The sequence below is a fragment of the Duganella phyllosphaerae genome (assembly GCF_001758785.1).
Taxonomy (GTDB): Bacteria; Pseudomonadota; Gammaproteobacteria; order Burkholderiales; family Burkholderiaceae_D; genus Rugamonas; species Rugamonas phyllosphaerae.
Window position 1 is genome coordinate 129,379 of record NZ_LROM01000087.1, and the last position, 20,969, is coordinate 150,347.

General features: G+C 65.3%; 20 protein-coding genes and 1 pseudogene. 5 read left to right on the top strand and 16 right to left on the bottom strand.

The window, feature by feature from the left end; translation table 11 throughout:
- Positions 1-25 precede the first annotated feature (25 nt).
- From DUPY_RS13530 to DUPY_RS13545, 4 genes are all read right to left on the bottom strand, one after another.
- Positions 26-817 (bottom strand): ABC transporter ATP-binding protein, encoded by a 792-nt coding sequence (locus DUPY_RS13530; protein ID WP_070248838.1) that lies wholly within the window; start codon positions 815-817, stop codon positions 26-28.
- Positions 814-1,881 (bottom strand): acyl-CoA dehydrogenase family protein, encoded by a 1,068-nt coding sequence (locus tag DUPY_RS13535; protein ID WP_070248840.1) that lies wholly within the window; start codon positions 1,879-1,881, stop codon positions 814-816. The genes DUPY_RS13530 and DUPY_RS13535 overlap by 4 nt, the downstream gene beginning before the upstream one ends.
- Positions 1,882-1,883: 2 nt before the next feature.
- The gene (locus DUPY_RS13540; protein WP_070248842.1) at positions 1,884-2,438 is read right to left on the bottom strand and encodes a carboxymuconolactone decarboxylase family protein; all 555 of its coding nucleotides are present in this window, start codon (positions 2,436-2,438) and stop codon (positions 1,884-1,886) included.
- A 75-nt stretch (positions 2,439-2,513) separates the two neighbouring features.
- Positions 2,514-3,437, bottom strand: coding sequence for an AraC family transcriptional regulator (locus DUPY_RS13545; protein ID WP_229255360.1), 924 nt, complete (start codon positions 3,435-3,437; stop codon positions 2,514-2,516).
- A gap of 171 nt (positions 3,438-3,608) precedes the next feature.
- On the opposite strand from DUPY_RS13545, the gene DUPY_RS13550 reads away from it, so the two are divergent.
- Complete coding sequence (locus DUPY_RS13550; RefSeq protein ID WP_070248844.1) at positions 3,609-4,151, top strand: FKBP-type peptidyl-prolyl cis-trans isomerase; 543 nt, start codon at positions 3,609-3,611, stop codon at positions 4,149-4,151.
- Between the two features lie 7 nt (positions 4,152-4,158).
- On the opposite strand, the gene DUPY_RS13555 is transcribed toward DUPY_RS13550, so the two are convergent.
- A complete protein-coding gene (locus DUPY_RS13555; RefSeq protein ID WP_070248846.1) occupies positions 4,159-5,187 on the bottom strand; it encodes a hypothetical protein in 1,029 nt (342 codons plus the stop codon).
- Entirely contained in the window at positions 5,184-7,862 is a 2,679-nt protein-coding gene (mutS, locus tag DUPY_RS13560; RefSeq protein ID WP_070248849.1) for a DNA mismatch repair protein MutS, read from the bottom strand. Before mutS ends, DUPY_RS13555 begins: the two co-directional genes overlap by 4 nt.
- A gap of 730 nt (positions 7,863-8,592) precedes the next feature.
- Between mutS and DUPY_RS13565 the strand changes: the two genes are divergently transcribed.
- Entirely contained in the window at positions 8,593-9,015 is a 423-nt protein-coding gene (locus DUPY_RS13565) for a hypothetical protein (protein ID WP_070248851.1), read from the top strand.
- Positions 9,016-9,081: 66 nt separating this feature from the next.
- Here the strand turns inward: DUPY_RS13565 and DUPY_RS13570 are convergent, their stop codons facing one another.
- The 6 genes from DUPY_RS13570 to DUPY_RS13595 form a co-directional block, all read right to left on the bottom strand.
- Complete coding sequence (locus DUPY_RS13570) at positions 9,082-11,070, bottom strand: LTA synthase family protein (protein ID WP_084640711.1); 1,989 nt, start codon at positions 11,068-11,070, stop codon at positions 9,082-9,084.
- Positions 11,070-11,903 (bottom strand): hypothetical protein, encoded by an 834-nt coding sequence (locus DUPY_RS13575; protein ID WP_070248853.1) that lies wholly within the window; start codon positions 11,901-11,903, stop codon positions 11,070-11,072. The genes DUPY_RS13570 and DUPY_RS13575 overlap by 1 nt, the downstream gene beginning before the upstream one ends.
- 57 nt (positions 11,904-11,960) lie before the next feature.
- Positions 11,961-12,644 (bottom strand): hypothetical protein, encoded by a 684-nt coding sequence (locus tag DUPY_RS13580; protein ID WP_070248855.1) that lies wholly within the window; start codon positions 12,642-12,644, stop codon positions 11,961-11,963.
- Complete coding sequence (locus tag DUPY_RS13585) at positions 12,641-13,810, bottom strand: sialidase family protein (protein WP_070248857.1); 1,170 nt, start codon at positions 13,808-13,810, stop codon at positions 12,641-12,643. The genes DUPY_RS13580 and DUPY_RS13585 overlap by 4 nt, the downstream gene beginning before the upstream one ends.
- A 245-nt stretch (positions 13,811-14,055) precedes the next feature.
- On the bottom strand, positions 14,056-14,541 hold the full coding sequence (locus tag DUPY_RS13590) for a Dps family protein (protein WP_070248859.1): 486 nt from the start codon (positions 14,539-14,541) through the stop codon (positions 14,056-14,058).
- Between the two features lie 102 nt (positions 14,542-14,643).
- The gene (locus DUPY_RS13595) at positions 14,644-16,632 is read right to left on the bottom strand and encodes a glycoside hydrolase family 97 protein (protein WP_070248861.1); all 1,989 of its coding nucleotides are present in this window, start codon (positions 16,630-16,632) and stop codon (positions 14,644-14,646) included.
- A 304-nt stretch (positions 16,633-16,936) separates the two neighbouring features.
- Here DUPY_RS13595 and DUPY_RS13600 point away from each other — a divergent pair.
- Together DUPY_RS13600 and DUPY_RS13605 are read left to right on the top strand one after the other, a co-directional pair.
- Positions 16,937-17,266 (top strand): annotated as a pseudogene (locus DUPY_RS13600) (KGG domain-containing protein); the annotation flags it as partial.
- Between the two features lie 285 nt (positions 17,267-17,551).
- A complete protein-coding gene (locus DUPY_RS13605) occupies positions 17,552-17,905 on the top strand; it encodes a hypothetical protein (RefSeq protein WP_070248865.1) in 354 nt (117 codons plus the stop codon).
- A 42-nt stretch (positions 17,906-17,947) separates the two neighbouring features.
- Here the strand turns inward: DUPY_RS13605 and DUPY_RS13610 are convergent, their stop codons facing one another.
- The gene (locus DUPY_RS13610; RefSeq protein WP_070248867.1) at positions 17,948-18,460 is read right to left on the bottom strand and encodes a ferritin-like domain-containing protein; all 513 of its coding nucleotides are present in this window, start codon (positions 18,458-18,460) and stop codon (positions 17,948-17,950) included.
- 11 nt (positions 18,461-18,471) lie between these two features.
- Positions 18,472-19,377 (bottom strand): manganese catalase family protein, encoded by a 906-nt coding sequence (locus tag DUPY_RS13615; protein ID WP_070248869.1) that lies wholly within the window; start codon positions 19,375-19,377, stop codon positions 18,472-18,474.
- Positions 19,378-19,640: 263 nt separating this feature from the next.
- Between DUPY_RS13615 and DUPY_RS13620 the strand changes: the two genes are divergently transcribed.
- Positions 19,641-20,513, top strand: a complete 873-nt coding sequence (locus tag DUPY_RS13620) for an oxidoreductase (RefSeq protein WP_070248871.1) — start codon at positions 19,641-19,643, stop codon at positions 20,511-20,513.
- A 39-nt stretch (positions 20,514-20,552) separates the two neighbouring features.
- Here DUPY_RS13620 and DUPY_RS13625 read toward each other — a convergent pair whose 3' ends face one another.
- Together DUPY_RS13625 and DUPY_RS13630 are read right to left on the bottom strand one after the other, a co-directional pair.
- A complete protein-coding gene (locus DUPY_RS13625) occupies positions 20,553-20,750 on the bottom strand; it encodes a hypothetical protein (RefSeq protein ID WP_070248873.1) in 198 nt (65 codons plus the stop codon).
- Positions 20,747-20,932, bottom strand: coding sequence for a hypothetical protein (locus DUPY_RS13630; protein ID WP_070248875.1), 186 nt, complete (start codon positions 20,930-20,932; stop codon positions 20,747-20,749). Before DUPY_RS13630 ends, DUPY_RS13625 begins: the two co-directional genes overlap by 4 nt.
- Positions 20,933-20,969 lie beyond the last annotated feature (37 nt).

Below are 20,969 nucleotides of genomic sequence, written 5' to 3' on the forward strand. Positions count from 1 at the left end.
ACTTTCGAAAAGAATTTTGATTTTATTATGCGGCGGCGCGCACGCCGTGCAGCGCCGCCAGGATCTCGAGCCGCAGCGCGCCGATCGCCTGCGCCTCGGCCAGCCGTGGGCGCGGCAGCTCGACCTGCCACTCGTGCATGATGCGCCCTGGCTGGCCGCCCATCAGCACAATGCGGTCGGCCACCAGGATCGCTTCGTCGATGTCGTGCGTGACCAGCAGCACGGCGCTATGCCAGCGGTGCACCACGTCCACCAGCAGGGTTTGCATGTCGGCGCGGGTGATCGCGTCGAGCGCGGAAAACGGTTCGTCGGCAAACAGCAGCGCCGGCTGGCGGGCCAGGGCGCGGGCCAGCGCCACGCGCTGCGCCATGCCGCCCGACAGCGCAGCAGGATACCGGCGTTCGCTGCCGGCCAGGCCCACGGCGTCGATGGCAGCCTGCACGCGCTGGTCATGCGCGATACGCGCAATCTTGGGCTGGCGCGAGAAATCGAGGCCGAAGCCCACGTTGGCGGTCACGTTCAGCCAGGGCAGCAGGCTGGCCTGCTGGAACACCAGCGCGCTGTGCGGGCTCGGCGCCGTGAGCGGCGCATCGAGGAAGGTCAGCGTGCCGCTGGACGGCGCCTGCAGGCCGGCCAGTACCCGCAGCAGCGTCGATTTGCCGCAGCCACTGCCGCCCAGCAGGGCGACGATCTCGCGCGGACGCACGCCGATGTCGATGTGCTCGAACGTGGGCGCGGCGCCCGGATAAGCAAAGCCCAAATCTTGCCCTTGCAGGGCCCAGCCGCCAATATCGCCCTTTGCGTGCAGAATGCTCATCGGCTGCCGCCCGCGTGCTTGGCCAGCGCCGCCTGCAACTGCGTGATGCTCGGCGTGATCACGGGAATGAAGGCCGACTCGCGCAGGCGGCGCGCAAAGCCGTCCTGCTGCGCTTCGAGGTAGGCGTGGCCGCCCTTGGCGTGCAGTTCCAGTGTGACGGCGTCGCGCACGATGCCGGCCAGGCCGATGCGCAGCCTGAACATGGCCGGGGCTTCGGCCACAAAACGGCCGCTGGCCACGCCGTCCAGCAATTGCGCGGTGTGCTGCGCCAGCGCTTCCTGTGCGGTGGCGATATCGTCGGCCAGCTGGCCGCGCCCGGTGGCGGCGCCTGCCGCCCTGGCTGCCGCTTCCAGGCTCGCTTGCGCCAGGCCGATCGACATGCCGCATTGCATGCCCAGGAAGGCCGGCCGCACGCGCGGCAGCCAGTTCGGCGCGTCGGCGCTGATGATGTTCGAGGCCGGCACCGCGACTTGTTCGAGCCGCACGGCGGCGGTATGGCTGCCACGCAGGGCGATCAGCTGCAGGTTGTCGCTGCGGTGCACGCCTGCCGCGCTGCTGTCGAACATGACGATCGCCGGCGGCGCATCGTTGACGGGAGCGACAGCGGCCGCCGCCACGAAGCGCTGCGGCCGCAGGTTGGTGATCCAGGCTAGCTTGCCATCGAGGGTCCAGCCATCGTGGTCGGGCAGGGCGCTGATTTGCAGCGGCTCCATCCCCGACAGGAACTTCATCGCGTTCGACAGGCCGGTGGCGCCGGCCAGGGCGCCATCGAGCAGGGCTGGCAGCAGCTTTTCGCGCAACGCCGCGTTCGGACTTTGCAGCAGGTATTCGATGAAGCTGCGCTGGCCCCAGTACACGAAAGCGGCCGTCAGCGAATGGCGGGCGATGTCGGCGATGCCGAGGATGGCGTCGCGCACATCTCCACCAGAGCCGCCCATGGCCTCGGGCACGCCGGCGCGGAAGCAGCCGTGCGCGGCCAGCGCCGGCATCACTTCATCGGCCAGCGCTTCGGCTTGGTCGAGTGTGTCCGCATGGCGGGCCAGCCAGTCGTGGAGCGCCGCCATGCTTAGACCGCGCCGGGCAAGTAGGGTTGCAGCTGCGGATTGACCGGGGTGCCGGCCAGGCTGTTGGCGAAATTGCACAGCGTGGCCAGGCTCACGCCCAGCACCACTTCCAGCGCCTGCTGCTGGTTGTAGCCGGCGTCGATAAAGGCTTGCAGCTCGGCATCGTCCACGGCGCCACGGCGGGCGATGACGGCGGTGGCGAAGCGCTGCACGGCGTCCAGCCTGGCCACGCCGGTGGGGACGTTGGTTTGCAGTGCGCGCACTACCTCCGGCGCCAGGTTGGCTTTCTTGAGGGCGATGGCAGAGTGGCCGGCGGTGCAGAAGTCGCAGCCGTGGATGTTGGCGGCCGTCAGTTGCACCACTTCGCGCTCGTCGAGCGTGAGGCTGGTGCGGGCGTTGATGCCCGAGACGGTCAGGTAGGTTTCCAGCGCCTGCGGCGCATTGGCCAGCACGCCGATCAGGTTGGGCAGGTAGCCGTTGTTGGCAATCGCTTTTTCGACAAAGGGGCGGCTGTCGGCCGGTGCGCTGTCGAGTGTGTGCAGTGTAAGACGGGACATGATGACCTTTCCGTGAGGATGAAGCCATATTATCAGCCGTCACGCGCGCGCGCACCATATCCAAATGGCTGGCTTTTATGCTCGAACGTCTCGACCGTGCTTGCGGTAGGCCCCAGGCTGCTCGCCCACCACGCGCTTGAAGGCGCGCGTGAAGGCGGCGTATGACTGGTAGCCCACGTGGCCGGCCGCCTGCTCGACCGAATCGCCAGCGCCCAGGCGCTGGGTGGCCAGGCGCATGCGCAGGCGCAGCAGGAACTGCGCGGGCGGAATGCCGCCGGCCTCGGTGAAGTGCTTGCAAAAAGCTGCGCGCGACATGTGTGCGGCCTGCGCCATGCGCGCGATGCTCCAGTCGGCGCCGGGATTGGCCAGCATGCGGTCGAGCAGGATCGTAAACTCGCTGCGCTGGGCCAGCGCCAGCATGCCGGCGCCCAGCGTCTCCTGGCGCGCCGCATGGCGAATCAGGTAAAAGAACAGCAGCTCGACCAGGCGCGCGATCAGGGGGGAAGGCCGTTCCGGGTCGCCCGCTTCGGCCAGGATCAGGTCGAACAGCGCGGCGGTATGGGCCAGCGACGGCTCGTCGCTGCGGCACACCAGCACGTCGGGGAAAGAGCCGATTACCAGTGGCCCGAGCGCGCCGCTGAAGCGGAACAGGCCGCAGGCCAGGCCGGCGCTGCCCGCGTCCTGCGGCGCGGCGGGTACCGACAGCGTATGCATGGTCTGGCGTTCGGTCAGTGCCGCCGGATCGGGCGAGGGACTGAGGAAGTGGGCGACATCGCGCGTAAGGAATACGCCGTCGCGCGCGCGCAAACGCACGGGCGGCTCACCGGCGATGTGCAGGTAGCAGTCGCCTGCCAGTACCAGGTGGAAGCTGGCCAGCGCCTTGCCGGCAGTGGAGGCGCGCCACGGGCCGCAATACCGTCCCACGTGCAGGGCGGCGGCGTCGAGCTCGATGCTGTTCAAGAGCCACTGGGCGAGTTTGTCGGAGCAGGCGGGTGTCATGCCCGTCATTGTAGGACGTGGGGCGCGCCGGCCTTGGAATGATTCGTTATATGGTTATGTGATGCGTGGTGATGTGATGCGCTTATTGTCATGTCGCCTCCCAATGGCGCAGCGTGGGCGGCTGGCGAGACAAGGTATAATTTAGGGGTAAATAACTGAAAGGAATGCAAAATGAAGATTGCCAAGAACACGGTCGTGACTGTGAATTACAAACTGTCCGATGCCCAGGACAATCTGATCGAAGACGGCCGCCAGCCGATGGTTTACCTGCACGGCGGTTACGAGAACACGCTGCCTAAAATCGAAGAAGAACTCGACGGCAAGGAAGTCGGCTACTCCTCCATCATCCAGATCGAACCGGAAGACGCTTTCGGCGAGTACGACGCCGCCCTGGTCAAGGTCGAGCCACGCAATCGCCTGCCGGAGCCGCTCGAAGTCGGCATGCAATTCGAAGGCACGCCCGATAGCGACAGCGACGAAGAAGCCCTGATCTTCACCGTCACCGACATCGCCGACGACAAGGTTGTTCTCGACGGCAATCACCCGCTGGCCGGCATGGCCCTGCGTTTCTCGCTGGAAGTGGCGGAAGTGCGCGAAGCGACCGAAGAAGAAATCGCCCACGGCCACGTGCACGGCGCCCATGGCCACCACCACGGCCATGACGATGATGAAGGTGAAGAAGGCGATCACGTTGCGATCCACCCGATTCACTAAATAGCGATCAGGGCGCTGTTTCGGCAGGGCCCTTGATGGCAAACAGCGTGGCGCTTGCTGGCGCCACGCGTACCTCGGTCCAGTCGGCGGCCAGGTTCAGATGCCCCACGTTGTTCTGCCAGTGGATCGACGGCTCTTTTGCAGCCGCCTCGACGATCTGCGTATCGACCAGCAACACCTTCCCCTTGAATTTTGACGCCAGCGTCTTGATCTGCTTGCGCGGTTCGGCAAAGCCGTCGCGTTTCGATTCGAAGCGCGCCATCAGCGAAAAGCCCGGCTCCGCTTCCAGCCCCACGTCGCCATCGGAGAACAGCACCAGCCCTTCCATTTGCTGCCGCACTGCCAGATTGAATAGCCGGTGCAGCCACGCGCGGTTGGCCACCAGGCGGTCTTCGTATTCGCTGTTGCGGCCCGCTTCCGCGCGGTAATGGTTGTTATTGGCCGGCAGGTTGATGGTGGCGAACAGCACCTTGCCCACCTGCCAGTGGGCGTTCTCGGCATAGCTGCGGAACTTGGCGCTGCTCGACAGCCGGGTGACCGGCAGCCGCCTGGCGCCCAGCGTTTCGCTGTCGCGGTAGAACAGTTCGCGCAGGCGGTTCAGGCGGTCGATGGCGTTCGAGCGGCCAGCGGAATTGAGGCAGGCGCTCCAGTCGCTGCCGGCCAGCGACACCACCATCGGTGCGCTCGACGCATCGAGCAGGGCATAGCGGCTGGCGTACAGCTTGTCGCTGCATGGCTCGCTGCCGGCTTTGACGCCCGTGGCCACCACGAAGGCGGGATTGCCCTGCGTAGCGCCGGCAATGGCGCGCTTGAGCACGGTTTCGTCGGCGCCGGTTTTGAACGAGTGGCCGACGACGCCGAACTGGAAGCTGCCCGCCTTGGCCTCCCCTCTGGCCTCGGACTTCGAGCCCGGCTTGCTCTCGGCATGCACAGGTGACAGCCACAAGGCGCAGGCAGCGAGCGACAGCGCCAGCACGGTCCGCGCAAGGCTGATCCGGGCTGTATGTCCTGCCGCTGCGCGCGCCGCGTGTTTCATGCCTGCGCCGTCTCCGTCAGGCGCTTGAGCTGGTACAGCTGCTCGAGCGCTTCGCGCGGGGTCAATGCATCGGGATCGAGATCGTCCAGCGCATCGAACAGCTCGCGCATGGCTGGCGATACGGTCGCCGCTGCCGGCGCTGCCACTGCGTCGTCGTTGGCGTCGGCGGTAGGCGTGGCAAACAGGTCCAGTTGCGGCGTGGCGTCGAGCGCCTGCGCTTCGAGGCGCGCCAGGTGCTTGCGCGCGGCCTTGATCACGGGCTGCGGCACGCCGGCCAGCTGCGCCACCTGCAAGCCGTAGCTTTGCGAGGCCGGGCCGTCCTGCACCGCGTGCAGGAACACGATGCTGTCCTTGTGCTCCACGGCCGACAGGTGGACGTTGGCAGCGGTGGGGTGACTGTCGGGCAGCTGCGTCAGTTCGAAATAATGGGTGGCAAACAGCGTGAAGCTGCGGCTGGTATCGATCAGGTGGCGCGCGATGGCCCACGCCAGCGCCAGGCCGTCGAAGGTGGACGTGCCCCGACCGATTTCATCCATCAGCACCAGCGAATTGGCGGTGGCGCCGTTGAGGATGGCCGCCGCTTCGGTCATCTCGACCATGAAGGTGGAGCGGCCGCCGGCCAGGTCGTCGGTCGCGCCGATGCGGGTGAAGATGCGGTCGATCGGGCCGATCGCCGCGCTGGCCGCCGGCACATAGCTGCCCACATAGGCCAGCAGCACGATCAGCGCCACCTGGCGCATGAAGGTCGATTTACCGCCCATGTTGGGGCCGGTGATCAAGAGCAGGCGGCGCTCGTCGACGAAGCGGCAGTCGTTGGCGATGAAGCGCTCGATCTGGTTTTCCACCACCGGGTGGCGGCCCTCGACGATATTGACGCAGCTGGTGTCGACCAGCTGCGGCGCGCACCAGTTATTGCGTAATGCGTGGTCGGTGAGCGAGACCAGTACGTCCAGCTGCGCCAGCGCCCGGGCGATGGTTTGCAGCTCGCCAATGTACGGCGCCAGGTCGCCCAGCAGCACGTCGTACAGCATCTTCTCGCGCGCCAGCGCGCGGTCCTGTGCGGACAGGGCCTTGTCCTCGAACGCCTTCAGTTCCGGCGTGATGTAGCGTTCGCAGTTTTTCAGGGTCTGGCGGCGGCGGTAGTCGTCCGGTACCTTGGTGGCCTGGCCGTTGGTCACTTCGATATAGAACCCGTGGACCTTGTTGTATTCCACGCGCAGGTTGGCGATGCCGGTGCGGGCGCGCTCGCGCGTTTCCAGGTCGACGAGGAATTGGCCGGCATTTTCCGACAGTGCGCGCAGTTCATCGAGTTCGGCGTCGAAACCACGGGCGAACACGCCGCCGTCGCGCACCATCGCTGCCGGTTCCAGCGCCACGGCGCGGTGCAGCAGGTCGAGGCAGGCCTCGGGCGTGGCGGTATCCAGGTGGATTGCCGCCAGCAGGCCGCCGTCGGCCAGCGCGCGCTGCATCGCGTGGCGCAGCGCCGGCAGCTGCTTCAAGCCGTCGCGCAGGCTGGCCAGGTCGCGCGGGCGCGCCGACAACAGCGCGATGCGCGTGGTGATGCGTTCGATGTCGGGTACCTGCGCCAGCGTGTGCGACAGCGCGCCGGTGACATCGGCCTGGCCCAGCGCGGCAATGGCCGCGTGGCGCGCACGGGCGATGCCCTGGTCGCGGCGCGCGTGGTGCAGCCAGTGGCGCAGCAGGCGCGAACCCATCGACGTGCGGCAGTGATCGAGCAGCGAGAACAGGGTAGGCGATTCCTGGCCGCGGATGGTCTCGGTCAGTTCCAGGTTGCGGCGGGTGGCGGCATCAAGGCCGATGAATTCATTCTCGGTTTCGGTGGTGAGCGTGCGCACGTGCTGCAGGCCACGGCCCTGGGTCGATTGCGCATAGCGCAGCAGTGCGCCGGCCGCGCCAAAGGCGGCGCCCAGGTTGTCGGCGCCGAAGCCGGTGAGGGTTGCTACCGACAACTGGTCGAGCAGCGACTTGTGGCCGCTCACCACGTCGAAATGCCAGTCCGGCACCCGGTTGACGTGGCACGTGAGCGCTTCCTCGAACAGGTCGGCGTTATCGCCGCGCAGCACCTCGGCCGGGGCGATGCGCTCGAGCTCCTGCAGCATGCGCGTGTTGACGGTGGCGACATCGCCCGAGAACTCCATCAGTCGCAGCGCGCCGCTGGCCAGCGACAGCCAGGCCAGGCCGGCGGTAGCCACCTTGCGCTGGGTGATGATGCACATCGCCAGCAGTGGCCGCTCGGCTTTTTCCGGTAGCAGGTCGGCGTCGGTCAAGGTGCCCGGCGTGACCACGCGCATCACCTTGCGCTCGACCGGCCCCTTGCTGGTGGCCGGGTCGCCGATCTGCTCGCAGATCGCGCACGATTCGCCAATCTTCACCAGCTTGGCCAGGTAGCCTTCGAGCGAGTGGAACGGCACGCCGCACATCTTGATCGGCTGCCCGCCCGACGACCCGCGCGCGGTCAGCGTAATGCCCAATATGCGCGCCGCCTTTTCCGCATCCTCGTGGAACAGCTCGTAGAAATCGCCCATGCGATAGAACACCAGCATGTCCGGATGCTGTTCCTTGATGCCCAGGTACTGGGCCATCATTGGCGTGATCTTCTCGGTCGGACTTTTCTTGATGGCGGCTGCGTTGATTTCGGCGGGAACGGTGGTCATTGTTTCGTTTTCGGTGGTGCGGTGGGGCGGAGGTGCTGGTTTTGCGAGGGGGAAATGTCCGTCGCGTGCGACTTGCCATTTTACCGCGTTCTGCCGACGCTCCCAAGTTGGCGCAGCCAGGCGGTTAGCGCCTTCAACTTTCATCGGTTGGATGAGCATCAAGGTCATCGCGGTTATTCGCCTGTACCCTCGCAACCGCGCCTTCAACTCTGCATTTGCCCGCCTGGCGTTGCTGTGTTGATGCATATCAAGATAACCCGGTCAAAAGAAGTTGAAAAACCTAACAGGATAGGTTAATATGCTCTGGAGTCATAAAAAAAGTTGGCGCCAGGATCTGGCCCAACGATCATTGTCCACCGCATGTCACATTCGTTTGCCGAGCCGATCATTGGACTGCGCGCATGCGTTTTTCGATGGTGATGCCAGCCGTTGCGCTGTGGGATGTGAAGCCATTGAGTCAAGCACCGAGTAGTAAGTTGCTCAATGAATTAGCTTCGCAATTACATGCTCATCTCGATGTGTGTCGAGCCGAGTGGTGACTTACCCAGCAGACTGTGTGCCTCGATAATCACATGGTGTTCCGGGCGCCAAACGGAAAAGTGTACCTGGGTGCCGGACCCGGTGCGGCGCACGGCATGATTTGTGCCGGAGTGGCGCGGTACGAGAATGCTGCGGTCGTAGCGCGTCTTTGCTGGACGGATGGAAGTTTTACCGTTGAGGAGATTCAATCATGACGAACGATAACCTGATTTCCGAAGCCGAGTATCAGGCAGCCCTTGCTCGCGGCAAGGAAGCCTTGGCCATCCCCTACGCCGTGCATGCCCATTTCGATGCCGTGCATAAAATGCTCTCGATCGGCTACACGAACGGCCTGTCGATCACCTTCGACGTGAGGCAAAACAGCATTCTTGCCAGTCACGCCGACGCCGATCTTTGCGAACCCTATGTGACGCCCGGCGGCGATGGCTTGCTGTTCGATCGCGCCAGCTTGTCGTTCGCCTTGCCCAGTGTGGTCGCTGCCGCGCTCCCTGCCGATCTCGCACGAAGAAAAGTCGCTGCGGTCCTGGGCACGGTGCGCAGCGACAAGAAGGCGGAGTCGTCCAGGGCCAATGGCGCCAAGGGCGGACGGCCACGCAAATCAGCCGTTGTCTGATCTACTTGGATCCTTAACGTAAAAAGCCCGCAGCGATGCGGGCTTTTGCGTGGTGGCGGCTGCGCGTTACTTCGCCAACCTGTACTTCTGCTCCCGGTACAAAATCGACGGCAAAATCACGTGCGACATGGCCTGGTCCACCTTGGCCGGATCGGGCGCCGTGGTTTGCGGTGTCATCACGCCGGTGCCGAAGTCGTAGGCGCCCAGTAGCGGCGCCTGGCCCGGGCGCAGGATGGTGGCGGAGCTGTCGTCGAGCCAGGCAAAGTAATTGTCGAACTGGATCAGGGCGCGGCCCGGGGTCTCGCTGTCGCGGGCCAGGTCGCGGCCGATCATCGGGTGCTCGCTCGACACGCCAATCAAGGACAGCAAGGTCGGCGCCAGGTCGACCTGGCTGGCGATGGTCTTGATGCGCTTCGGCTGCACATCGGCGCCGAGGATCAGGCCGGGGATGTGGAACTTCTTGATCGGCACCAGGCTGTCGCCGTACACGCGGTTGTCGTGGTCGGCCACGATCAGGAACACGGTGTCCTTCCAGTACGCCTCTTTTTTCGCTTGGGCGATGAAGCGACCCAGCGCGTAGTCGGCGTAGAGCACGGCGTTGTTGACCGTCTGTTTTTCCGGATCGTGCAGCTTGATACGGCCGTCCGGGAACTCGAACGGCTCGTGGTTCGACGACGTGAAGATCAGGCTGAAGAACGGCTTGCCGTCCGCATGCAGGGTTTTCAGCCGTTCGAGCGACTTGTCGAACAGGTCTTCGTCCGAGGCGCCCCAGCTGCCTTCGAACACCGGCTTCATCGACTTGCGATCGACCACGCTCTGGAAGCCGTTACCGGTGAAAAAGCCGCGCATATTGTCGAAGTGCGCTTCGCCGCCGTACACGAATTCGGTGTGGTAACCCTTCTGGCCCAGGCCCAGCGCCAGCGTGTAGAAGTTTTGCTGGGCCAGCGACAGCTTGACCACGCTGCGCGCCGGCGTTGGCGCATAACCTGCCACCACGGCCTCGATACCGCGCACCGAGCGGGTGCCGGTGGCGTACAGCTGGTCGAACCACCAGCCTTCGCCCTTGAGTTTTTCCAGCTCCGGCGTGACCGGCAGGCCGCCCAGCGATTTCACGAACGTGGCGCCCAGGCTTTCCTCGAGCACGATCACCAGGTTCAATGGGCGCTCGCGTTGCACAAACGCGGTCTGCTGGTGCAGCGTGGGCAGCTCGGGATTGGTGAACTTCAGGTCACGCAGCCACGGCGCGCTTTTTACGGTGGCGAACACTTTGTCGCGCGGGTACTCGCCGTAGATCTCCGACGAATTGGCTTCCTTGCTCATCGAGTAGATGGCGTCGAGCACCGACCATGGCGAATTGATGATGATGGAATTGACCATCGAGTCGCCGGACAGCGCGAACAGCGCCGGGTTGGCGGGCCGGTGGGCCGTGGTCGAGCGGATCTGCACGAACACCAGCACGACCAGCACCGGCCACACGGCCAGCACCTTCCAGGCGCGCCAGGTGGTGACGTTGATCGATGCCGCCTTGAGCAGCTTGTAGATACCGATGGTGAAAGCGATCGTGGCCAGCACGCCCAGCACCAGCGCAATGCGGAAGCCGTTCCACAGCGTGGCGATCACTTCGCTCGGGTAGGACAGGTACTCGATGAACAGCCGGTTCGGACGCACGTCGAACTGCATGATGAACTGCGGCGTGGACACTTCCATGAAGACGATGAAGATCAGGGCAAAGGTCACCCAGGTGACCGACACCGCTTTCCAGATGCGCAGCGTTTTCTGATAGGCCAGCAGCGGCGCCAGCATCAGCGGCAGCGCGATCAGATAACCGAGCAAAATCAGGTCGGCGCGCACGCCTTGCACCAGGATGCGCCCGACGATGCCGGTGGCGGCCACGCGGTCCCACTGCCAGGCCATGAGGCCGATGCGCGAGAGCGTGAGCAGCGCGGCGCCGAGCAGCAGCAACTGTACCAGCACCGCGTACGGGCCGGCCCAGCTGGTCACGCGGGCAAGCCGGGCGCCGCTGCGCTGGAGGAAAGTGTCTGCACGCCGCAGCATCATTCGGCTCCGAAACCTGGATGGGTGGCGATGTAGGCGCCGGCGCCGGCGCCGGCCGACAGCATCCAGCCGGTCATGAGCAGGAACACCAGCAGCATGCAGAACAGGGTGGAGACGCGGCGCGCATCGGGCTGGTCCTGGAACACGGCCGGGCGGCCATAGTTGGCGCCCAGGTAGTAGGCGGCGAACACGGTGACCAGGTAGTGCACGGCGCCGAACATCTCGCCCAGTTCACCTTTGCGCGGGTGGTCGATGGTCAGGTGCGAAATGGCCACCAGCACGATATAGATGACCGATGGCCACAGCGGCGGCAGGTACAGGCCCATGCTCTCCACCCAGCGCTGCACGCCCGGACGCTTGCGCGCCACGATCGGCAGGATGATGTTGTGGGTCAGGCCGACGACGGCGATGATCTTCAGCAGCAGCACCTTGTGCAGGCTGCCACTGCCCATGGCCAGGTTGTGGATGTTGGTTTCGGCCTGCTTGTTATTTTCGAGGAAAAACTCGGGCGAGGCGATATTGAGGATGCGCTGGAACCAGCTGATTTCCTCCAGGGCGGCCAGCGCCACCAGCGCCGTCAGGCCGACGAGGGCCAGCAGTTGCAGGTTCACTTTCGGGGTGCGCTGCCACTGTTCCACCGCCAGGAAGCCCAGCAAGCCGGCCAGCAGGGCAAAGCACAGGAACTGCATCCATTCGACGATGCCGTCTTCCACCACCAGGCGCCACAGCGCCGGTGGATCATTGGCCCACACCAGCGCCAGGATCATCACGAATACGTTGATCAGCATGCCCACCACGATGACCGGGTGACCGTACCACTTGTTGTTTACCATACCTGCTCCTAACTTCGGTTATTTATACTGTTTATATCGATTTTTATAGCGTAATCATCATTCGGCGGTGACGGTGACGGTGGCGGCGGCTGCTACTGCTGCCGGCGCCAGCTCGGGCGCAGCCTGCGCCTGGCGCCGGCGCGCGGCCAGCATGCGCATGGCGGCCACCAGCACCGAGCCGAGCGACCAGGACCACAGCAGCGGATCGAGCAGCGCGTCCCACAGGTTGCCGGTTGGCAGGCGCAACAGCGAGAACAGCAGCACCGCGATCAGCATCGCCGCCGAGGCGGCGTTGGCATGGCCACGCCACACGTTGATGGCGAAGCCGATGGCGGCCGCGCAGGCCAGCAGCGGTGCGGCCACCGGGCTGAAGCCGCCATAATACAGTCCCAGTGCCAGCACGCCGAAGGTGTCGAGATACAGCACCAGGCCCACCGCCGCCACGCCCAGCGCCAGGCTGCGGCGCATGGCAAAGCGCGCGGGGCGCCCCTGCCAGCGCGCGCGCAGCGCCATGATGCAGAAACCGGTCAGCAAGCCACTCGGGTACTGGAACGCCAGCGCGAGCCAGTAGGCCGGCGAGGCCGCACCGGGCAGCGCCGTCAGCGCCACGCAGGCGCCCATGATCAGCAGCTTGGTGCGTGGCAGGGCGGCTGGCAGCACCGCCAGCAGCAGCGCGGCAATCACCAGGCCCCAGGCCAGGCGTCCATAGACGATCTGCAGCGCGAGATCGGGCAAATTCATTTCGGTTCCTCTTGCAGATTGATCCGGTACTGGTGGTGGGCGATGGCGCGTCGCTGGTACGTGTAGGTGATGTGCAGCTGGTCGACCACCAGGGACATGGCGGGATACGAGAATTCGTCGCCGGCCTCGCCATCGACGACATCGATGAGCGGGCGCCAGGTGCGCGCGTCGGTGGACAGCGAAATGGTGAGCGCGCTGCGTGCGCTGCCGTCGATGTCTTCGCGGTTGTGCAGCATGAGCAGGCTGCCATTGGGCAGGCGCAGCACCGACAGCGCGGTGCTGTCGTTGAACAGCGCGGTCGCATCGAGGTCGCTCCAGGTCTGGCCGCCGTCGCGGCTGACCGCCTGCTGCACCCGGCGCGAGACGCCGTCGTCGCGCATCCAGGCCCGCACTTCGGTCGGCGAGATCGACACCAGGCTCGGTTGCAGCGACTGGGTGCGGGTGCCGATACGAGTCATCCGCTGCGGCTCGCCGTCGGCGTTAAACGACAGCAGCATCGGATACTTGTAGCCGATCTCGAAATACGCGGGCAGCCACCAGCTGCCGTCGGCCAGCGCCACCGGCGCCGCGCGCACCAGCGTGCTGGTATTGAACAGTGGCGACATTGGCAGCACCCGCTTGACCGCAAACGTGGCGCCCTGGTCGTGCGATGTCATTTGCACCACGCGCGCGGCGGCCCAGCCGCCCAGGCCCGTGGCCACCACGTACAGGTGCAGGGTGCCGTCTGCGGCGGTCCAGGCGACCGGGTTGCCGATGCGGCGCACGCCGAAGCCCAGCGCGCGGCCCAGCGATTCGCGGCTGGCCACTTCCCAGTTCTTGCTCCACTTGCCGTTGGCCCAGCGCGAGGCATAGACCTTCACATCGGGACCGCTTTCGCGGCTGCCGGCCCACCAGAACGCCACCAGGCCGCCGCCGGGCAGGCTGGTGAGCGAGCTGGCATGGGCGGACGGGACCCCCTCGGGCATGGGAATGATGGCGTGCGACAGTTCGGTCACGCCGGTGACTGGCGCGCCGGTGTGGACGATGGTGGCGGGGCGTTCATGGTGCAGCGCGGCGCGCGACCAGCGCCAGGTTTCGGCGCCGACCGCAACCACTGCGGCGGCAATGCACAGCACTGCCAATAGTTTGCCCGCAGGCCGTTGTACTGGTAGGGGCAAAGCTCCCATTCCGTCTCCAAGAGATCGGGACACGAAGGAAGCAGACGCCTTGATCCTCTTGCCCTAAATATACGATTTTCGCAGCACCTGGAAACGGGGTGGCAAAAACAACCTTGCATCCGACGTTGTCAATCATGCTAATTGACGGATGAGTCAGGTATCGTACAGCAAAAGTAGGGGGAAATGTCGGGAGGGAATTAAAAATTGAGGCCGCAGGGGGCGATTGCCCCTGCGGCAAGGTGTGCTGGTAAGTTTTATTCTTCCAGCAGGCTGCGCAGCATCCACGCGGTTTTTTCGTGCACGTCGAGGCGCTGGGTGAGCAGGTCGGCGGTTGGCTGGTCGTCGGCCTCGCCTACCAGCGGCAGCAGCTTGCGCGCGGTGCGGGCGGTGGCTTCCTGGGCGTTGACCAGGTGGCGCACCATCTCCATCGCTTTTGGCACGCCTTCCACTTCCTTGATCGTGGCCAGTTGCACGAACTGGGCGTAGGTGCCCGGCGCCGGGTAGCCCAGCGCGCGGATCCGTTCGGCGATCAGGTCGAGCGCCGTCCACTGCTCGGTGTACTGGGCCATGAACATCTGGTGCAGCGAGTTGAACATGGGACCCTTGACGTTCCAGTGGAAGTTATGGGTCATCAGGTACAGGGTGTAGCTGTCGGCCAGCAGGCCGGACAGGCCGGCGGCGATCTCGGAACGGCTTTTCTCGGACAGGCCGATGTCGATCTTGACGCTGTTATCACTCATGGTTACATCTCCTTATCGGTTGGCGAACTTGTGACAACCATTGTAGCCGCCCGGCGCAAAACGTGTCGCGGCCAGGCGGATCAAGGCGCAGCCAGGACGCAATCAAGGCGTGATGACTGCGACCGCACCGCCCGAGGGCGCCAGCTTCAGGGTCAGGCTCTGGCCGCTGGCGACCCGGCGCGTGCTGGTGCGCAGGTGGCCGGCGTCCTTGCCGTCTTCCAGCACCTGCGCCTTGAAGTTCCCTTGGCCCAGGAAGGCCAGCGGTACCTCGACCGTGCGCGCGGCCTCGTTGGTCATCGCACCCAGGTACCAGGTGTCGCCCTTGCGGCGGGCCGAGACGATGTACTGGCCGATGTCGCCGGCCACGATGCGGGTCTCGTCCCAGGTGGTTGGCACCTGCTGAATGAATTCGGCGCCATCGGCCCAGCTGCCGTCGGCGTTTTTATAGGCAGCCGGCGCGTCGGCCACCATTTGCAGCGGGCTGTCGTAGACCACGTACATGGCCACCGCCTGGCCGCGCGTGGTCAGCACCATCGGCGCGTGGTTGCGGGCCACGAAGCCGCCCGGGGTGGTGTTGCGAAAGCCGCCGGGCGTGTAGTCCATCGGCCCCAGGATCATGCGCGTGAAGGGCAGGGTGACGTTGTGGGTGGCGGTGATGCGTGCGCTCCACTTGTTGTTTTCCGCGCCCAGCACGCCCTCCTGCGTGATGTAGTTGGGCCAGGTGCGGTTGAGTCCATCGGGCGGATAGGCGCCGTGCAGGTTGACCATCAGCTTGTATTCGGCGGCCTTGGCCAGCACCTTGTGGTACCAGTCCACCATTTCCTGGTCGTTGCGGTTCATGAAGTCCACCTTGATGCCCTTGACGCCCCAGGCCGCGTATTGCCTGAACGCCGCCTCCATCTGGCGGTCGAGCTGGTGCCACTGCACCCACAGCCACACGCCCACGTTGCGTTCGCGCGCATAGGCCATCAAGGCCGGCATGTCCAGCTCCGGCCTGGCGCGGGTGACGTCGGCCTGCGGGTTCGGTTCGATATCGCTGCCCACCGACCAGCCCTCGTCGATCAGGATGTCGTCGAGCTTCATCTCTTTTGAAAAATCGACAAAGGCGCGGTAGGTGGCGGTGTTCACGCCCGCATCGGGAATGTTCACGTCCCAGTCGTTCCACCAGTCCCATGACGTCTTGCCCGGCTTGATCCAGCTGGTGTCGGCAATGCGCGACGGCGCCGCCAGCGTGGGGATCAGCGTTGAGGCGGCCAGGTCTCCGGGCGCGTCGCCCAGCATCACCACGCGCCACGGCGTTTTAAAACCTTCGCCCTTGAACGTCACGCTGGCCGATACCGTCTTGCGCGAGCGGAAATCGCGGTCGTTGTCGAAGCGCGGCGGCAGCGTCACCGCCACGCCCAGTCCGGCGTCGCCCCGGCCCGACAGGAAGAAGCCCGGGTAGTCCTTCACGTCCGACTCGGCCAGCGCGAACGTGGTGCGGCCCACGCCGGTCTTGCACACCAGCGGCGCCATGACGTTGTGAAAGTTACGGATCTTCGACGCTTTTACCTGGTCGTACTCGGCCTCGAAACTGGTGTCGAAGCGGCCCATGTTGGCGCCCCAGCAGTCGTAGTCTTTCGCGAAGTTGAATTGGGTGTCTTCCGACTTCACGCTCAGCGCTTTGACGCCCTGCTGTTCCGGCACCACGTAGCGCAGCGCCACGCCGTTGTCGTACGCGCGCACGATCAGCTGGAACTTTAAGGTGGCGCTGGCGTCAAACGTCAGGGCCAGTTGCTGGTAGTGGTCGGGCGCGCTGCTGGCCTTGCCCAGCACGATCTGCCAGGTGTCGTTCACCGTGGTCTGGCGCTGGTCCACCAGGCGCGCACCACGGCCGACGGCGCCGAGGTCGAGTTTCAGGCCCAGCGGCGACGGTTCGATGATGCGCTTGCCGTCGCGGGCCAGCGACCAGGTCAGCTGGGCGCTGTCGATGGTGACGGCGTTGCGGCCATCGGGCGAGGTAACGGTGATGTTGGTGCGGCTTGCCGCTGCGGCGGACACCGATAGCAGGGCAGAAAGGACGAGGAATAGGGGGCGAAGGGGCGCAGGCATGGAGTCTCCGGTGGGTGGGCGCTATTGTGTGCGCTTGCGGGGTAGCTTGGCATTTTGCAAGCGCAGTGCCCTGCGAGCAATTGCGAAAATGACCAAGCAGGCGCATGTTTTTTTTCCGTTCCAGGACACGCGTGAGAGAGCTCGGTTTCCATCCCGATACAGAACGATCCGGTGGTCATTCCACGTCGGAGTGTTCCTACCCAGTCCCAAGCCGACAGCCGATATTCGCCTCGACTACGGCTGCGCATCATAGGAACCCTGTCGCGGCCGATAGGCGGGCGCGGCGAATCTCAGGAGACTTATCATGGCAAACTCGAACCAAGGTAACAAAGGCAATCAGCAGTCGGGCAACCAGGGCGGCGGTCGTGGCTTTGCATCGATGGACCCGGAACGTCAACGCGAGATCGCTGCCGAAGGCGGACGTGCTGCGCACGCCTCCGGCAACGCCCACGAGTTCGATTCGGAAGAGGCACGCATCGCCGGTAGCCAAAGCCACAAGAACACCAACCAGCAAAGCGCATCGGGTGGTTCGGGCGGCTCGTCTGGTGGCTCGTCGGGCGGTTCCTCGGGCGGCACCCGTGGCGGCACGCCGGAACAGCATGCTGCAGCCGGACGCCAGAGCCACAAGAACGACGGCAACCAGCAAAGCGGTTCCGGTTCCGGCAGCCGCAGCAGCTCCGGTTCCGGTACCCGTGGCGGTACGCCGGAGCAGCATGCGGAAGCCGGCCGCCAGAGCCACAAGAGCCGTTGACGCGGCGTGATCGCGTATTACGTGTAGTTAGCCTGCCGCTGCGCCATGCCATCCGGCCTGACGCAGCGGCGGCTGTTTGTTTGCCGTCACGTGCATTCTTGTGCATTCTTGCCTGCAGCCCTGGCTGCAGCCTCAGTCAGTCGTTGTTGCCAGTACCTGTTACCGATCATGCAAAACCATTCCGCTCGTGGCGTTTCCACCTCCGCGCCCGCTGGCCACCAGGCGTCTGGCGAGGCGCGTGAGAGCCTGTTCCGCGCGATCGACGATCTCGAACAAGCGGTGGGGGCGTGGCTCACCACGCCAGCCGCCTGGGACCAGCGCACCCATCCCTCCATCCGGCAGTTCCTGGTCGATATCCGTGAATATTCCGACGCCCTCCAGCGTGGCGGCAAGGTCTCGCCCAATATCATCGTCGCCGCCGCCGACCGCCTGGCCGGCAAGGTCCATCATCCCGAGGTTGACCGCTGCGCAGCCGAAGTACGCGCGGCGCTGGCCGAGTACGTGCGAGTGCTGCACGGCTGAATTTCTCAGCCGTGCAGCCGGCGCCCGCGTTTGACTTCGGTGTCAGTGGCTGGCAGTCACGCCCGGGGTGGCGGAGCGCGACAGGAAGGCGCCCGTGGTTTCCGGCAAGTGCTCGAGCAGCCAGGCCGCCATCGCGTGTTCCTGCGCCAGGATCTTGCGGCAGGCGTCGAGCGTGAGGTCGTCGCCAGCCGCTTCGGCGGCCACCATCAGCGCCGTGTAACTGGCGATCTCCAGGTTTTCGAACACGTAGCCGGCCATCGCGCCTTTCACCACTTCGTCGGTGGCCAGCATGCCGCCCAGGCCCTGGCCGAAAGCCATCAGCTTGCCGGTCAGATCCTTCATGGTGGACGGGCTGGCGCCATGGCGCTCCAGGCACGATTCGAGCTGGGCGCGCTGCCAGCGGGTTTCGTCGATGTGCTGGCGGATGCGCTCGCGCAGCTGCGGGTAGTGGTCGAGCCGCTCGGCCTGGGCTTCCAGCATGGCTTCGGCCTGCTGCTCCATCGCGTGCGCATCGCGCAGCCAGTCGACCAGGTGTTCTTGTGGGGTAGTGGTCATGGTGGTCTCCTTCAGGCCAGCGGGGCTTTGGCAGCGGCGTCGCCCTCGGGCGCCATGCCCATTTCGGCGCCGGTCACTGGATCGACACTGGTATCGGACATGGTGCGCGTGGCCATGCGGTCAAGCTGGTCGGCGTCGTCCTGCTGCACCTGTACGCTGGCGCTGCCGTCGCCGCCATCGACTGCCACCTGGGCGTCGCGCTCATCCACGCGCTGCCATTCCGGGCCGTCGTTCCAGGGGCCCAGCATGTCGGCGCCGCCTTGCGACATATTGAAGTACACGCTGGTAAAGCGCGGGTCGCCCGGCATTTTTCCCGGCGGGAAGTTGGGCGCGATGGTGTACAGCGCTTTCTCGAACGATTTCTGGTGCGCGATTTCGCGTGTCATCAGGAAGCCCAGCGCCTCTTTCACGCCGGGATCGTCGGTGAGGTTGATCAGGCGCTCGTAGACGATCTTGGCGCGCGCTTCTGCAGCGATATTGGAGCGCAGGTCGGCGGTCGGCTCGCCGATGGTGTCGATGTAGGCGGAGGTCCACGGCACCCCGGCCGAATTGGTCAGCGGCGCGCCGGCGCCGTACAGCACCTGCGTGATATGGCTGTCGTTGCCGGCGCCGGTGATCTTGCGATACAGCTCGCCTTCCTGGTCCACGCCTTCGGCCAGGCGGCCCTTGGCGCCCTTGTTGAGCATGACGACGATATTGCCGATCACTTCCAGGTGGCTCAGTTCTTCGGTGGCGATGTCGAACAACATGTCCTTGCGACCGGGATCGTCTTCCGACAGGGCCTGGGTGAAGTAGCGGCAGGCGGCCGCCAGTTCTCCCTGCGGACCGCCAAACTGTTCCAGCATCAGGTTGGCCAGGCCAGGATTGGGTTGACTGACACGCACGGTGTATTGCAAACGCTTGGTGTGGGCAAACATGGGTACTCCTTGAGTTGAAAAAGGGAGGCGAAGTCGGCAGAGTCTGCCGGGCGAAAACCCATGATGCGTGCAACCGGCGCCATCACGTGTAGGAACAGGTTGGGGGGATATGTAGGAGTGTTTGCGGCCGCTGGCCCGCTGGCCACTGTTCGCCATGGCGGACGGCCTGTGCGCGATCGGCCGGTTATCAGGTGCCGTCGGCCGCGCTACCATGCCTGGGCATCGTCGCGACGCATCGTTCACTTACCTTTACTGCAGCAGCCATGACCCACCTGACAGACGACCGCTTTACACCGGCCCATTGCGACATCGCTTTCAACCGCTTCGGCTACGGCGCCATGCAACTTGCCGGCCCACACGTGTTCGGCCCACCGAAAGACCGCGCCGCTGCCATCGCCGTGCTGCGCGCGGCGGTGGAGCTGGGCATCAACCATCTCGACACGGCCGACTTCTACGGCCCCCACGTCACCAACCAGATCATCCGCGAGGCGCTGCACCCGTACCGCGACGACCTGACCATCGTCACCAAGATCGGTTTTTTGCGCGGCGCCGACGGCGCCTGGAACGTTGCCGCCGAACCGCAGCAATTGCGCGACGCGGTGCACGCCAACCTGCGCCACCTGGGCCTCGCTGTACTCGACGTGGTCAACCTGCGCGCTCCCGGGGTCAACGGCCCGGATGGCGCGTCGCTGGCGCAATCGCTCGACACTTTGTTGCGCTTGAAACAGGAGGGATTGGTGCGCCATATCGGCCTGAGCAACGTTACCGCAACGCAGGTGGCCGAGGCCCAGGCGGTCACGCCGATCGTCTGCGTGCAAAACCACTACAACCTGGTGCACCGCGCGGACGACGCCCTGATCGACAGCCTGGCCGCACAAGGCATCGCCTACGTGCCGTTCTTCCCGCTCGGTGGATTTACGCCGTTGCAGACCGATACCCTGACCCAGGTGGCGGTTGCGCTGGAAGCTACGCCGATGCAGGTGGCGCTGGCCTGGCTGCTGCAACGTGCGCCGAACATGCTGGTCATTCCCGGCACGTCATCGGTGGCCCACCTGCGCGAAAATGCTGCCGCCGCCAGCCTGCGGCTCGATGCGCAGTCGCTGGCGGTGCTGGCAGGGGCGGCCGCAGCGCCTTGACGGCGGCGCAGTGGTCGAGACGAAGCTGCGCACCGCAAGTCAAGGCTGGCCGGTGGCGGTGGCCGCAGCGGGGTTGGCCCGCCCGCGCAGGATCGGCAGTATCGTCGTTTGCGGCGACGCCTTGAATGCACGACAGCCGAACCCCTCGCAAAAACCGCACAGGTTGCAGGTCCCCATGCGCACCCCATACGGGTCGGTGTAGGCGCCGGTGAAGCCGATCGCCTTCCATGCCGTCATGCCCCGGTTGCCGCCGCAATGGGAATCGGTGAAGTACGCCGGCCGGCGGCTTTGGCGTCCCTGGCCGCTGCCGTCGCTGCTGCCGGTTGCACCGCCAGCGCCGCCGTCGGCGCCAGCGCCGAGGTCAGTGCGATCTGGGCGGCGCCGTGCAGGAAGATGCGGCGTTGGCTGGGGTCGGTCATGGCGGGGCTCCTGGCTCGGTAATGGCAACCAGTCTAC

Bases quoted from the DNA above. Each gene is read 5' to 3' on its own strand.
- DUPY_RS13530 (WP_070248838.1), bottom strand. From the start codon at position 817: ATGAGCATTCTGCACGCAAAGGGCGATATTGGCGGCTGGGCCCTGCAA.
- DUPY_RS13535 (WP_070248840.1), bottom strand. From the start codon at position 1,881: ATGGCGGCGCTCCACGACTGGCTGGCCCGCCATGCGGACACACTCGAC.
- DUPY_RS13540 (WP_070248842.1), bottom strand. From the start codon at position 2,438: ATGTCCCGTCTTACACTGCACACACTCGACAGCGCACCGGCCGACAGC.
- DUPY_RS13545 (WP_229255360.1), bottom strand. From the start codon at position 3,437: ATGACACCCGCCTGCTCCGACAAACTCGCCCAGTGGCTCTTGAACAGC.
- DUPY_RS13550 (WP_070248844.1), top strand. From the start codon at position 3,609: ATGAAGATTGCCAAGAACACGGTCGTGACTGTGAATTACAAACTGTCC.
- DUPY_RS13555 (WP_070248846.1), bottom strand. From the start codon at position 5,187: ATGAAACACGCGGCGCGCGCAGCGGCAGGACATACAGCCCGGATCAGC.
- mutS (WP_070248849.1), bottom strand. From the start codon at position 7,862: ATGACCACCGTTCCCGCCGAAATCAACGCAGCCGCCATCAAGAAAAGT.
- DUPY_RS13565 (WP_070248851.1), top strand. From the start codon at position 8,593: ATGACGAACGATAACCTGATTTCCGAAGCCGAGTATCAGGCAGCCCTT.
- DUPY_RS13570 (WP_084640711.1), bottom strand. From the start codon at position 11,070: ATGCTGCGGCGTGCAGACACTTTCCTCCAGCGCAGCGGCGCCCGGCTT.
- DUPY_RS13575 (WP_070248853.1), bottom strand. From the start codon at position 11,903: ATGGTAAACAACAAGTGGTACGGTCACCCGGTCATCGTGGTGGGCATG.
- DUPY_RS13580 (WP_070248855.1), bottom strand. From the start codon at position 12,644: ATGAATTTGCCCGATCTCGCGCTGCAGATCGTCTATGGACGCCTGGCC.
- DUPY_RS13585 (WP_070248857.1), bottom strand. From the start codon at position 13,810: ATGGGAGCTTTGCCCCTACCAGTACAACGGCCTGCGGGCAAACTATTG.
- DUPY_RS13590 (WP_070248859.1), bottom strand. From the start codon at position 14,541: ATGAGTGATAACAGCGTCAAGATCGACATCGGCCTGTCCGAGAAAAGC.
- DUPY_RS13595 (WP_070248861.1), bottom strand. From the start codon at position 16,632: ATGCCTGCGCCCCTTCGCCCCCTATTCCTCGTCCTTTCTGCCCTGCTA.
- DUPY_RS13605 (WP_070248865.1), top strand. From the start codon at position 17,552: ATGCAAAACCATTCCGCTCGTGGCGTTTCCACCTCCGCGCCCGCTGGC.
- DUPY_RS13610 (WP_070248867.1), bottom strand. From the start codon at position 18,460: ATGACCACTACCCCACAAGAACACCTGGTCGACTGGCTGCGCGATGCG.
- DUPY_RS13615 (WP_070248869.1), bottom strand. From the start codon at position 19,377: ATGTTTGCCCACACCAAGCGTTTGCAATACACCGTGCGTGTCAGTCAA.
- DUPY_RS13620 (WP_070248871.1), top strand. From the start codon at position 19,641: ATGACCCACCTGACAGACGACCGCTTTACACCGGCCCATTGCGACATC.
- DUPY_RS13625 (WP_070248873.1), bottom strand. From the start codon at position 20,750: ATGACGGCATGGAAGGCGATCGGCTTCACCGGCGCCTACACCGACCCG.
- DUPY_RS13630 (WP_070248875.1), bottom strand. From the start codon at position 20,932: ATGACCGACCCCAGCCAACGCCGCATCTTCCTGCACGGCGCCGCCCAG.